12 protein-coding genes and 1 tRNA gene are annotated in these 12,363 nt (G+C 43.1%); 5 read left to right on the forward strand and 8 right to left on the reverse strand.

What is annotated here, in order from left to right:
- Positions 1-82: 82 nt before the first annotated feature.
- From LAY57_RS30945 to LAY57_RS30965, 5 genes are all read right to left on the reverse strand, one after another.
- Positions 83-289 (reverse strand): type II toxin-antitoxin system HicB family antitoxin, encoded by a 207-nt coding sequence (locus tag LAY57_RS30945; protein ID WP_249071031.1) that lies wholly within the window; start codon positions 287-289, stop codon positions 83-85.
- A 38-nt stretch (positions 290-327) separates the two neighbouring features.
- On the reverse strand, positions 328-2,814 hold the full coding sequence (topA, locus tag LAY57_RS30950; protein ID WP_249071032.1) for a type I DNA topoisomerase: 2,487 nt from the start codon (positions 2,812-2,814) through the stop codon (positions 328-330).
- Between the two features lie 8 nt (positions 2,815-2,822).
- Positions 2,823-3,488: a class I SAM-dependent methyltransferase gene (locus tag LAY57_RS30955; RefSeq protein WP_249071033.1), complete on the reverse strand. Its 666-nt coding sequence runs from the start codon at positions 3,486-3,488 to the stop codon at positions 2,823-2,825.
- A 287-nt stretch (positions 3,489-3,775) separates the two neighbouring features.
- Positions 3,776-3,848, reverse strand: a tRNA-Thr gene (locus tag LAY57_RS30960).
- 166 nt (positions 3,849-4,014) lie between these two features.
- Positions 4,015-4,452: an HNH endonuclease signature motif containing protein gene (locus LAY57_RS30965; protein WP_249071034.1), complete on the reverse strand. Its 438-nt coding sequence runs from the start codon at positions 4,450-4,452 to the stop codon at positions 4,015-4,017.
- A 274-nt stretch (positions 4,453-4,726) separates the two neighbouring features.
- Here LAY57_RS30965 and LAY57_RS30970 point away from each other — a divergent pair, with 274 nt between their 5' ends.
- The 4 genes from LAY57_RS30970 to LAY57_RS30985 all read left to right on the forward strand — a co-directional run bounded on the left by LAY57_RS30970 (position 4,727) and on the right by LAY57_RS30985 (position 8,205).
- Complete coding sequence (locus LAY57_RS30970) at positions 4,727-6,049, forward strand: 3-isopropylmalate dehydratase large subunit (protein ID WP_338022524.1); 1,323 nt, start codon at positions 4,727-4,729, stop codon at positions 6,047-6,049.
- A 149-nt stretch (positions 6,050-6,198) separates the two neighbouring features.
- Positions 6,199-7,131 carry a HipA domain-containing protein gene (locus LAY57_RS30975; RefSeq protein ID WP_249071036.1) on the forward strand — a complete coding sequence of 311 codons (933 nt, stop codon included), beginning with the start codon at positions 6,199-6,201 and terminating at the stop codon, positions 7,129-7,131.
- Positions 7,132-7,133: 2 nt separating this feature from the next.
- Positions 7,134-7,913: a DNA-binding protein gene (locus tag LAY57_RS30980; RefSeq protein ID WP_249071037.1), complete on the forward strand. Its 780-nt coding sequence runs from the start codon at positions 7,134-7,136 to the stop codon at positions 7,911-7,913.
- A 73-nt stretch (positions 7,914-7,986) separates the two neighbouring features.
- On the forward strand, positions 7,987-8,205 hold the full coding sequence (locus tag LAY57_RS30985) for a hypothetical protein (RefSeq protein WP_249071038.1): 219 nt from the start codon (positions 7,987-7,989) through the stop codon (positions 8,203-8,205).
- A gap of 678 nt (positions 8,206-8,883) precedes the next feature.
- Here the strand turns inward: LAY57_RS30985 and LAY57_RS30990 are convergent.
- The 3 genes from LAY57_RS30990 to LAY57_RS31000 all read right to left on the reverse strand — a co-directional run bounded on the left by LAY57_RS30990 (position 8,884) and on the right by LAY57_RS31000 (position 11,707).
- Entirely contained in the window at positions 8,884-10,062 is a 1,179-nt protein-coding gene (locus LAY57_RS30990; RefSeq protein WP_249071039.1) for a phosphoserine transaminase, read from the reverse strand.
- A gap of 152 nt (positions 10,063-10,214) precedes the next feature.
- Positions 10,215-10,655, reverse strand: coding sequence for a cyanase (gene cynS / locus LAY57_RS30995; protein WP_338022525.1), 441 nt, complete (start codon positions 10,653-10,655; stop codon positions 10,215-10,217).
- A gap of 65 nt (positions 10,656-10,720) precedes the next feature.
- Positions 10,721-11,707: a carbohydrate kinase family protein gene (locus LAY57_RS31000; protein WP_249071040.1), complete on the reverse strand. Its 987-nt coding sequence runs from the start codon at positions 11,705-11,707 to the stop codon at positions 10,721-10,723.
- A gap of 257 nt (positions 11,708-11,964) precedes the next feature.
- On the opposite strand from LAY57_RS31000, the gene pedR reads away from it, so the two are divergent.
- Complete coding sequence (gene pedR / locus LAY57_RS31005; protein ID WP_249071041.1) at positions 11,965-12,240, forward strand: photosynthetic electron transport-dependent transcriptional regulator PedR; 276 nt, start codon at positions 11,965-11,967, stop codon at positions 12,238-12,240.
- Positions 12,241-12,363: the final 123 nt, after the last annotated feature.

The following is a 12,363-nucleotide window of genomic DNA, read 5'->3' on the forward strand; positions in this document are numbered from 1 at the left end:
TTTCCAAAAAACCGGGTTTCTGTAACTCTTATCCAATCACAAAGCTTCAAATTTTCTTTTCACTTCACGGTAAGGCAAAGGTTTAAGCGGCATCAATTTCTACCTCTATCTTCCTTACTTGTGGCAATACAGTAGCACAAGGCGGCTCAAAATGTAATTCCAAAGCTTCACTTAAATTAGCCAACGCCTCTGCTTCTGTTTCTCCCTGACTGGCAATGTCAACTTCTAAACATTGCGCTACAAACCAGTTATCCTCCTGCCAAACACTTGCATTAAAGTTTCGTTTCATAACCGATGTCTCTGGAATAGAATATCAATCTTATTATTTCAAGATCTTTTCTTTTTAGAAGCAGCATCACCCTTCGATTTTATCTCCCCAAAAGTCGGCGACCACCAATGTTTTTGCGTAGTCCACCAAAACGCTACTTCTTTACAACCATCTTTCCGATTCTCAGCATTAGAACACCTCAACATTGTTTTAGTTTCGCCACTTTTCTTATCAGTATAATTATGCTTTTCCATAGGTAAACTACAAACTGGACAAGGAAACTCACTTAAATCTTTTGTCTCAGGTGTTTTAGCTGCACGTTCCGCATAAGGTAACTCATATTGCTTAGTTTTATCATTCAAAAACATCACTGCGCCGCATCCATTTTGGCGCTTATCGCAACTGAGGAAATGTCCGGCTTTTACTTTTTCCGATTTGGTTGGCACTTTCACCATCAGTTTATTGCATTTCAGACATAAAATTTCTGTTGTCTCAGCAAATGATTTCTTATTCTCATTTCCAGAATTAGCAGTTGTTTTGCTTCGCCTTCCCGTCGCCTTTGTTGGTGCAATATCTGAAGTTGAGCGAGTCTTCTTTTGCTTCACTACCTCATTGTCATTTCCCAATATTTCCGCTAAAGCATCAGCAGTTGTTTTGCTTCGCCTTCCCGTCGCCTTTGTTGGTGTAATATCTGAAGTTGAGCGAGTCTTCTTTCCCTTCACTACTTCATTATCATTCCCCAATATTTCAGCTAAAGCATCAGATTTAGTTTTGCGTCGCTTCCCAGTCGTCTTTGCTGGCGCAAAATTATGGGAATTAGCAGTAGAAGTATATCCCTTCACCGCTTGAATTGCTTGCTTTAAAGCGGGATCGAAATATTCTCGATTCCAACTGGTAAGCCATTTTTCCCAATTTTGTTTTCCATCTGCAATAACATCTAATTGCGATTCCATCTGCGCGGTAAATTCGGCTGCAATTAAATCAGGTAAAACTTTTGCTAAGAAATCATCCAATTCCATCCCCAGAGGAGTTGGCTGCAATTTACTCTTAGTTAATTGCACATATTCCCGCTCTTTCAAAGTTTTAATTGTTGGCGAATAAGTACTCGGTCTACCTATTCCTTTTCTTTCCATTAATTGTACTAATTTCGGTTCGGTATAACGTGGCGGTGGTTGTGTTTGTTTCTTCTCAGAATTAGCTGATTTTAAGTTAACTTTTTGTCCTTCTACCACATTTGGTAATTGCACATCATCGCTGATATTATTCCAATAGCGGGTATAACCGGGAAAAATCAGCACTTGTCCTCGCGCTTCCCAAAAAATATCGGCAGATTGGGTAATAATCCGAGTTTTTGCTATTTGTGCGGGACGACATTGGGATGCAACTGCTCGATTCCAAATTAACTCGTAAAGGTTAGCTTCGTCAGCACTTAGTTGAGTTTGTAATTGTGCGGGAAGTCGATTTACATTGGTGGGACGAATTGCTTCGTGTGCTTCTTGCGCTCCTTGTTTGGAACGGTGTCTAGTTGTTTTATCTGGTACGTTTTCCGGGTCATTTGCTTCTAAATACTTTTGCACTGCATCACAAAATTGCTCGGATAATACTACCGAGTCGGTTCGCATATAAGTGATATGACCAGCTTCGTAAAGTGACTGGGCAATTTTCATTGTTTGCTCTGGACTTTTCCGCAGTTTTGCACCAGCAGCTTGTTGCAAAGTAGAGGTAATAAATGGTGCGGGAGGCGATTGATTGACGGTTTTCTTTTCAATTTTAATTATACCATGCGGATTGGCTTTGGCAATGGCTACTAATCTATCTGCTTCGGCTTGGGTTTTTACTTTGTCTGATTCTGGTTTAACCTCATTTTTACCAGCATCATCGGGTTCGGAATTCTCATCTTTAGCTGCTTTTAAGCTAGCGCGATAAAATGCTTTGAATCCTTCTTTATATTCTACCCAAACTGACCAGTAATCTTCTGGTACAAAGGCAATAATTTCTTTCTCTCTTTGGCAAATTAGATGAAGAGTGGCGCTTTGCACTCTTCCCATCGATTTAGCACCGTTTTTGAGTTGCCAAACTAAATGTTTGCTACCTTTATATCCGACTAATTTATCGAGACAATCTCTCGCTCTCCCGGCGGCGATTAAGTTTTGGTCGAGGGTGCGCGGTTTGGAGATCGCACTCATTACCGCTGCTTTCGTAATCTCCGTATAAGTAACTCTTTTTGGCTGTTTTAATCGCAGTTCTTGCGCTAAATGCCAACCGATTGTTTCCCCTTCTCGATCTGGATCTGTGGCGATGTAAATATCTGTTGCTTGCTTGACAGCTTGACGCAATTCGCTGAGGACTTTGTGACTGCGATCGCCTCTAATTTCGTAGCGACAATTTATGCGATCGCCTGACAAGTCAAACCCCAGCGAATCTTCCCCATCCTGCGCTAGTTCTCGGATATGACCCATACTAGCTTTGACAATCCAATCCGCACCCAGGATTTGACTTAATTTTTTTGATTTACCTGGTGATTCTATGAGTAGTAGCTTAGTCATCTTACCACCTATTTCCTCCGCGCCACAATATGAAAAATATGCCAATGCTTCATTTCTTCTAAAGCCGTTTTTCTATCTTCCTCTTCTTCAGTAAAAACTTCTATTTCCAATTGCTCTAGCAGCTTTTCTGCCTGTTCTTTGGTATGATGGGTATTAGTAGGAATTTTTGCCCAAGCATCTCGATCGCCAAACAATTGACCGCTAAAACGACCCCCTAGACGAATACTTTGGACAATTTTCTCCCAAAATTCACTAAAATATTCTGGCAGACAAAACGGTAGGCAAAAACTTGCATTCACTAAATCATTTTCCGGCAAAATAATATCCTGAAATTTTGCTAATTTAGTTTCTAATAATTCCACATTTTCTAAATCCTGACGCGCCAACATTCGCTCAAAAGCTTCTGGATGTCCGTCAATAGCTAACACCCGCCACCCTCGCCGCAATAATTCCACAGTATCGCGACCTTCGCCGCATCCCAAGTCTACCGCAAAGCGTCCCTTTTGATTCGGGTTCTCCCTCTCAAAGTGTTCCAAAGCTGTCAGCAAGGTATCACGGGGAACTTTACCCGCCATCGCTTTGTAATAATCTGGCCATATTTCCTCGAAATTCCTGAATTGTGGTGATTCTGACATAATGTGGCGATCGTGAATAATTTGCAGAGTCTTTGACAAACTAAGTTTACCAAAGTGCGATCGCCTTCTCCAACTCTTTGGTACGTAGTTGCGCTTTAGCGCTCTTACTATAACTCGGATAAGAGCGCTAAAGCGCAACTACGTACCTAAGAACCGCCAAGACAGGCGGCGCTGTTTGGGGTATTATTTAAATAATAGAAATCTGTTTCAAATAATTATTGGACAATAGTTCTTCCTCGTCTAAATGACTATAGCACAAAAAAAATACCCAAGTCAATAGGCTTTTACATCTAATTTCTCACCTAATTTAAAATTGCTCAAACCTAAGCTGGTGAAGGGACTCGAACCCATGACAGGCGGTTTACAAAACCGCTACTCTACCAACTGAGTTACACCAGCAACAATACCAAGTATAGCAAAGCCTCAGTCATTTCCGCAAGTATAATTCGCAATTTTTTCTTTCCCGAAATTCTAGCATTATCAAGGAAGACTGCTGGCTCTGCCAGCGGGCTATAATTTTAAGGGTGATACAGCATAAGGACTTTAGTCCTTACTACGAACTGAGTTAACCCGGTGACTCACTTAGCTTGGACATTGCATACAACTCGCGACGCCAACTTCTCCCTTTACCCTTATTTCGCGCTTTGTACGTCGGTGTAAGCGAGTGGCAATTGGGACACAAAAGGCGAAGATTCTCTGGTGAGTTGTTTTGCCAATCTCCATCAATATGGTCTACTTCCAGAGGAATTTTCCCTGTATAGTGATTTACCTCGCACCAACCGCATAAAGAACACTTTTCGCCAAAGTTCCTAATCAAGTATTTTCTCACATGATTAGATACAGTACCAGATTTTTTACCGCCGCTCTCTTCTCCTTGCAGCCATGATACAATATAAAGATTGTAAATATGTTCATTCTGACAGTAGTTATCGCAATACTTGTCCACCGCTCTTTTTGTTTCTTTGCCACAGTTTAAGCATCCGCGTCTAGGTTTCTTGGGCATTGGCATAGATCGCATCACAAATAAAAGATCATATAATAATTATCCAATAATTTCTCATAAAAACTCCGCGTACCTCTGCGTTAACCTCTGCGTACCTTTGCGTTAAAAAAATATAATTCCGATGCAACCAGAATAACCTAATCCGATCGCATATTACAATAATTCAGATATCTAGTTGAAATCCAACGCTAAAGTAGAAACGCTAGGTAGCATAGTTTATAGCCAGCTGATTAAAAAAATAGCGCCAGCAGCATCAAAAGCAGGAGAACAAATCATGGGGATGACCCTTACCGAGAAAATTTTGGCACGCGCCGCCAAGCGGTCTGTTGTTGTACCGGGAGAAAATATTTGGGTAGACGTGGATGTACTGATGACCCACGATGTATGTGGCCCAGGAACGATCGGCGTTTTCAAGCGCGAATTTGGTGCGGATGCCAAAGTTTGGGATAAGGAAAAAATCGTTCTAATTCCCGACCACTACATCTTCACCGCTGACGAACGGGCTAACCGCAACGTGGATATCCTGCGTGATTTTGCGAAGGAGCAAAGTATCAAATATTTCTACGATATTACCGATCGCTCAAACTTCAAAGCTAACCCAGATTACAAAGGCGTCTGTCATATCGCCCTCGCGCAAGAAGGTCACACACGACCAGGCGAAGTGCTTTTTGGCACTGACTCTCACACTTGCAACGCTGGTGCTTTCGGTCAGTTTGCTTCCGGTATCGGCAACACCGATGCCGCCTTCATCATGGGAACTGGTAAACTACTGATCAAAGTGCCAGCAACGATGCAGTTTATCCTCGATGGCGAAATGCCAGATTACTTGTTGGCGAAAGATTTAATTTTGCAAATCATCGGCGATATCTCGGTTTCTGGTGCTAACTATCGCACAATGGAATTTGCGGGTAGCACTGTGCAACGGATGTCGATGGAAGAGAGGATGACGCTGTGCAATATGGCGATCGAAGCTGGCGGCAAAAATGGTACAGTGGCCGCAGATGAGACTACCTTTGATTATCTGCGCGATCGCACCAACAAACCCTTCGACGCATTCTACACCGACCCCGACGCCAAATTCTACAGCCAGCACCACTACGATGTCAGCAAATTAGAACCCGTCGTCGCCAAACCCCACTCGCCAGACAACCGCGCCTTAGCACGAGAATGTCGCGATGTCAAGATCGATCGCGTTTATATCGGTTCCTGCACTGGTGGTAAAACCTCTGATTTCATGAGCGCCGCCCGGATAATCAAAGGTCATAAGGTGCAAGTTCCCACCTACATAGTGCCTGCAACTCAGAAAGTTTATGAAGATTTGTTTAGCCTCAAACAGGAAGGACAAACTCTATCTGAAATTTTCTTACAAGCTGGTTGCATTGAACCTGCTGCACCTTCCTGCGCCGCTTGTTTGGGTGGGCCGAAAGATACCTTCGGACGCATGAACGAAGCCGAAGTTTGCGTTTCTACTACTAATCGTAACTTCCCCGGACGGATGGGTAACAAACAAGCAGAAATTTATCTCGCTTCGCCATATACAGCAGCTGCTTCGGCGTTGACTGGATATGTCACCGATCCCAGAGAATTTTTGAGTTAAAACGTAGGGTGGGCATTGCCCACCTTACCTTACAACCCACAAGTGAGCAAAAAAATGTTGCAATCATTAGAAGGCATTTACCGCAACGGCAAAACTGAAACTCGTTATAAATTTTGGCTTCCGATGATTGTTTTGGATGCCAAAAAATAATGGGTTCGGTTTTTCCGGTAATTACAGTTCCATTAGATGCACCTGAAGAGTATGAACTAATAAGCACGAAAGGAGGATTCTGGTTTCGCGATCAAAATTTAGGTCTTTGCCTTTGTAAGGAAGCTAAACTCAATACAGGAGAAGATTGGGCAGAAAAGATTGCATCAGAGTTGTGCGCTTTGCTTAGGCTACCCCATGCTGAGTACGAGCTGGCAACATATAACGATAAACGCAGCATTATTTCACGGTCGTTTGTACCTGAAGGCGGAACTCTTATTCTGGGTAATGAAGTTCTTGCTCCCATAGTTGGAGACTATCCAAAAAACCCTAAAGATTTGTCTAGGCACACAATAGATATAGTATTCAGTGCCATTAAGGAATCCTCTATCCAATTACCAAGGGAGTGGACACCACCAGAGGGTATTAGAACTGCGGTGGATGTGTTTGTTGGATACTTACTTTTGGATGCTTGGGTCGGAAACAGCGATAGACACCATCAGAACTGGGCATTAATAAAATACAAAGAGCCATCGGCAAAGGAGCAAACGACTTATCTAGCGCCCACATACGACCACGCCTCCTGCCTTGGTCGGGAATTGCGTGATGAAGATCGCTACCAAAGGCTTACAACCAAAGACGCAGGCTACTCTATCAAAGTATACGTGAAGCAAAAATGTTTGTCGTATTTTTATGCTAGAGTTGGGGATAAGAAACGACTCAAGACTTTCGAGGTGTTTTGTGAAGTTGCGGGGCGCTATCCCCATGCTGCCTCAGTATGGCTGGACTATCTAGCAAAAGTGTCACTTAGTGATACATTAGACTTGTTTAGCTGTATTCCAAGCGATCGCATCTCAGAAACTGCAATTAAATTTGCCCAAAAAGTCCTTGAGTTAAATCAATGCAGGTTACTCGATCTGCGTAATATACAGTAATTATGAAAACGCTTTTTTTGGCTTGGCAAGATGCAAACAGTGGAGATTGGTTTCCCATTGGAAAATTAACATTTGATGGGGAAATGTACGAGTTTGCTTACACAAAAGGTATCCTTGCAGCTATAGAAAAGTGTGGATTTCAACCATTACACTCATTGCCAGATCTGAATAAAGTATACAGATCTGTTGAACTTTTTCCTTTATTTTCAAATCGAGTGCTGTCGCGATCGAGACCAAACTACAAAAATTTTGTGGAATTGTTGAATCTACCTCAGCACGAAGACGATCCCATTACGTTGCTAGCTCGTAGTGGTGGACAAAAAGCAACAGATAAGTTTGAGGTATTTCCCTGTCCAGAACGGGATGAAAATGGATTGTACCACATCCACTTTTTTGTACGCGGATTGCGCCATTTACCACCAGCATCGCTCGATAGAATTAACCACCTTCAGAAGAATGAATTGTTGCGGTTAGTACACGATTTTCAAAATCCTTACGTTCGCAACGCATTGATTTTACGGACAAACGAATCTTTTCCAGGCGATCTATATTTTGTAGGTTATTGCCCTCGCTATTTGGTAGATGATGCCTTCAATTTTATCGGGAAAAATCCAGAACTTGTACATATTCAAGTAGAGCGCGTTAACCCAGCACCAACACCCCTACAGTTCCGTTTATTGTGCAATATGACTGCGCCTTGGCCTGATGATTTTCACCCGTTCTCTAGTCCAATGTATCAACTAATCCGTGCTGATATTGCAACTGCAAGTAGAGCGAATTAAATCTAACTAAAGAGTGGACTAAAGCCCGTATTTCAAAATATCGACTGAACATGATATAAAGGAAGGATAAACTATGCAAAGCGTAACATTACGTCAGCGTGTAGGAGAGGATGGCATCTTACATTTAGATGTACCTTTAGGGTTAAATAATGCTGAGTTAGAAGTGACAATAACATTCCAGAAATTTACACCAGTCCCGACGATATCGGAAAACTTGGAGTGGAAAGAGTTTATAGAAAGAACTTATGGAAGTTGTGCTGATGACCCAATTGTTATAGATGAGGGATTTTGATAAGCCTTTTCCAAATTAAATCAATTGCATTTATAGTAGTTTGGCTATCAGCATATATACAACTATCTATTTTCAACCAAGCTCTTGACTCAAAAGCTTGGCAACAGCTAGCTTACTTATGGGGCATAGGTTTTTGTATCGATCTTTACGTACTTCTATCAGCAATTTTATTCGCTTCCAGGGGCAGGTCTATTTCCGTACCTCTGGGTGTGGGATGGATGTTTTACTTTCTATCTGCAACCTTCTATGGAAAATTAACCTTTCTCAAGGTTAACGCCGACAATATTTTGCTGCTCAGCTTTTTGAAGGCTATTGAGTTTTTTATACTAAGCTGCTTTCATCTTTTATGTATGTTTATTTCTACTCGTATAGGAAGGACTTCTAATCAAAACAATCTAGAGGAATAAGCACAGCTTGTATGTGAGGTTACGATTTTCTGCAAGTGGAACTATCCCCAAAATCTGATAGTTTTAAATTAATATATATTTTCAAGACAAAATACGTTAAATTAAGGATTCTGAAAAGATCGATTCGATTAATGAAAGTTTAAGTTGAGCAGTCCATAACCTTTGATAGAAATAGCGATCGAAAATGAACATTGAAGGTTTACACTATTCAGCTAGCTAATAGGTAAGTTGTTGCGCTTTAGCGCTAAAGCGCAACAACTTACCTATCAGATTAACTCGCAGCCGCAGCTTCAGCTTTCACAGTCGCATAAGCCCAATCTAACCAAGGCAGTAGTGCTTCAATATCTGCGGTTTCTACCGTTGCGCCTCCCCAAATCCGCAATCCAGGTGGTGCAGCGCGATAAGCGGCGATATCATAAGCTACTTGCTGCTTTTCTAGCAGTTTCGCCAACTTTTTGGCGTATTTTGCTTGGTCTTCCTCACTCAGGTTAGTAAACCAAGCATCGATAATTTTCAAGCAAATGGAAGTACAAGAGCGAATTTCCGGTTTTTCGGCTAGAAAATCAGCCCACTCGCTCTTTTCTATCCATTTAGCGATCGCACTCAAATTAGCTTCGCTACGGCCAATTAAACCAGGAAGACCGCCAACACTTTCTGACCATTTGAGTCCATCCAGCGCGTCTTCTACGCACAACATAGAGGGTGTATTGATCGTATCGCCCTTAAAAATACCCTCGATTAACTTCCCTTTTTGGGCTAGATGAAAGATTTTGGGTATGGGCCAAGTCGGTTCATAGCTTTGCAGTCGTTCCACTGCGCGAGGAGAGAGGACAATTATACCATGTTGTGCTTCTCCACCCAAGACTTTTTGCCAAGAATAGGTGACAACATCCAATTTGTGCCAAGGGATATCCATCGCAAAAGCCGCCGATGTCGCATCGCAAATAGTCAATCCTTGGCGATCGTCTGCGATCCAATCTCCATTGGGAACTCTGACGCCGGAAGTGGTGCCATTCCACAAAAATACTACATCGTGGCTAAAATCAACCTGATTTAAATCCGGTAAACTGCCGTAGGGCGCTTTCATCAGGCGTAGATCGGCTATTTTCAACTCATCTACGACATCTTTCACCCATTCCTGGCCAAAACTTTCATAAGCCAGGATATCTACAGGTCTTTGTCCCAGTAGCGACCATAATGCCATTTCTACTGCACCCGTATCGGAAGCAGGAACGATGCCTAGACGATAATCGCTGGGAATGCCTAAAATTTTCTTGGAGCGATCGATCGCTTCTACCAATTTGGCTTTGCCATCTTCAGAACGATGGGAACGACCGACACAGGCATTTTGAAGCACAGAAACAGACCAGCCTGGACGTTTGGCACAAGGCCCAGAGGAGAAATGGGGAACGTGAGGCTTGGTTGTTGGAGGTGTAAGAGATTCTGACATTTCTTAATTGAGTTCAATAGTTACAGGCGTTTTGACAAATATCATACTTGTCTGGTACAAGCTTCGTGTAAAAAGTTACTGTACTACTACGCCCTGTATTTCCTTAGCCAAAGCGAAAAGGAAATGCAATTGTTCTCATGTTACCACTACCATTACCACTTTTTGTAAGGTAGAAATTTACCGTTCATAATCACTTTCACCCGATCGCCTTTGGGATCTTCTTCTTTCTCCACATCCAAAGTAAAGTCGATCGCACTCATAATTCCATCGCCAAACTTCTCGTGAATGACTTCTTTGATAGGCATTCCGTAAACTTGCATAATTTCGTAAAAACGATAAATCAGGGGATCGGTGGGAACGATCGGCCCCAATCCTTTCACAGGATATTCTGTCAGTTCTTTAGCATAAATCGCGCCTAGTCCTAAAGCTTCCACTAATTTATTTGCTTCTTCTAGTGAAGCACTTGCCTGACGATAAATTACTGCGGCGATCCATACTTCATCTCGTCCCAAAAGCTTTTCCAAATCGGCAAAGCTGACTTTGCTTTCTTTCTTGGCATTTAAAAGTTGTTTGGTTATTTCTGGAATCATCATCAAAAACTCCACGAATAGGGTGAGCATTGCCCACCCTATATCTTTGTGTGTTAATGTTTTTGTGCTTAAAAAGACAAATTTTGATGCTTACGCAGGAAATTTTCCACTTGGGCTGCTGTGGGTTGAGCTGCGATCGCACCCGGTTTCATTGCCGTCATAGCACCCACAGCACTGGCATAGGTGACAATGCGTTTGGCGGTATCGCGATCGCTAAGCGCTCTGATCCCATACTGGCAAACTTGGTGAACGAACCCAGCCACAAAACTATCGCCAGCACCAGTAGTATCTACAATATCCACTGGGAAAGCAGGCAACTTACCTTCGCTTTCTGACAAATAGTAAGCACAGCCATGTTCGCCAGCAGTTACTAAAACGCCCTCGCAGTCATTAAGTTTGTGAGCGATCGCACAGGGGTCAGTCGTACCAAACAGCCATTCGGCTTCTTCGGAAGAAAGCTTAATGAAATCAACCCGTTTTAGCAAGTTGTGGATCGTATTACTTGCCAGTTCTGGGTAAGGCCAAAATACGGAACGCCAATTGACATCTACCAAAATTTTGAGATAATACTCATCTGCCAGATGGAGCGCTCGTGCGATCGCTTCCCGACTTTGGGGATAAGCCAGTTCCAGAGTTCCCAAAACCAAAAAATCTGCCTCTGACAATAACCTTACAGGCAGATTAGAGGCTTGTAGGCGGGTATCGGCAAATTCTGTAGTTTCGCGGTCTCCAAAACCGGCAAAACTGCGATCGCCTGAAAGCGATCGCACAACGTAAACTTGCCTGGTTGGCGCACTTGGATGACGCTGAACCCCAGTTACATCTACACCAACCGTGTCTAGCACCTCCACCAAGGTATTCCCTGGTTCATCCTCACCGACACACCCAATAAATCCAGCTGATGTACCCAACTTCACCAAAGCGCTGGCAACATTCGCCGGGGCTCCCCCAGGATAGGGAGTCCAAGATTCAACCTGTTCGAGAGGGCGTCCTGGTTGATCCGCCAAACAGTCGAACAAAACTTCACCAAAACAGATAACACGGGTATGACTCACAGTTGCATTCCTTGAAATGCTCTATAGCAATAACTAAAGAAAGAGCTTACTGCGATCGACACAAAAGTTAACATCTTCTCAGCTTATCCCGCGCCAGGGGTCAAGAGTAAGCACGCGGGAAGATTCCTTGTCCCATCGATCGACGACTGATTGCGATCGCACCCGATCCAGATGCCAAACCTTGAGAATTATAGCCCTTCAGACTTAGCATTAGGTAAAATTACAATAGGTAGATTTACAGGATATAGGAATCCATTATGGCTGGTCGCATATCAGGGGCTCCGGCGTCCCTCTCAGATAGAGAAGTGCAAATTATCGAGTTGGTAGCTGCTGGCTTAACCAACGAGAAGATTGCCGATAAGCTGGAAATTAGCAAGCGAACCGTTGACAACCACATTAGCAACATATTGACCAAAACAGCGACCGACAACCGGGTAGCACTGGTGCGTTGGGCTTTGCAGTGGGGCAAAGTTTGTATTGATGAGGTCAACTGCTGCACGCTGCCAACATACAGGGATGAAATAATTGCATAAAAAAGTCGCTCGTCCTTACTTACTATGCTATTTGAGCAGAGGGGAGGGGGTAAGAGGGGAGGGGGTAAGAGGGGAGGGGGTAAGAGGGGAGGGGGTGCGGTCATAAGTCGTTGCTTGGGGCCC

This window comes from Argonema antarcticum A004/B2 (genome assembly GCF_023333585.1).
Lineage (GTDB): Bacteria > Cyanobacteriota > Cyanobacteriia > Cyanobacteriales > Aerosakkonemataceae > Argonema > Argonema antarcticum.

Excerpts from the sequence above, each read along its gene's own strand:
- pedR (WP_249071041.1), top strand. The coding sequence starts at position 11,965 with ATGGCTGGTCGCATATCAGGGGCTCCGGCGTCCCTCTCAGATAGAGAA.
- LAY57_RS30975 (WP_249071036.1), top strand. The coding sequence starts at position 6,199 with ATGGGTTCGGTTTTTCCGGTAATTACAGTTCCATTAGATGCACCTGAA.
- LAY57_RS30945 (WP_249071031.1), bottom strand. The coding sequence starts at position 289 with ATGAAACGAAACTTTAATGCAAGTGTTTGGCAGGAGGATAACTGGTTT.
- LAY57_RS30985 (WP_249071038.1), top strand. The coding sequence starts at position 7,987 with ATGCAAAGCGTAACATTACGTCAGCGTGTAGGAGAGGATGGCATCTTA.
- LAY57_RS30980 (WP_249071037.1), top strand. The coding sequence starts at position 7,134 with ATGAAAACGCTTTTTTTGGCTTGGCAAGATGCAAACAGTGGAGATTGG.
- LAY57_RS30990 (WP_249071039.1), bottom strand. The coding sequence starts at position 10,062 with ATGTCAGAATCTCTTACACCTCCAACAACCAAGCCTCACGTTCCCCAT.
- cynS (WP_338022525.1), bottom strand. The coding sequence starts at position 10,655 with ATGATGATTCCAGAAATAACCAAACAACTTTTAAATGCCAAGAAAGAA.
- topA (WP_249071032.1), bottom strand. The coding sequence starts at position 2,814 with ATGACTAAGCTACTACTCATAGAATCACCAGGTAAATCAAAAAAATTA.
- LAY57_RS30965 (WP_249071034.1), bottom strand. The coding sequence starts at position 4,452 with ATGCCCAAGAAACCTAGACGCGGATGCTTAAACTGTGGCAAAGAAACA.
- LAY57_RS30970 (WP_338022524.1), top strand. The coding sequence starts at position 4,727 with ATGGGGATGACCCTTACCGAGAAAATTTTGGCACGCGCCGCCAAGCGG.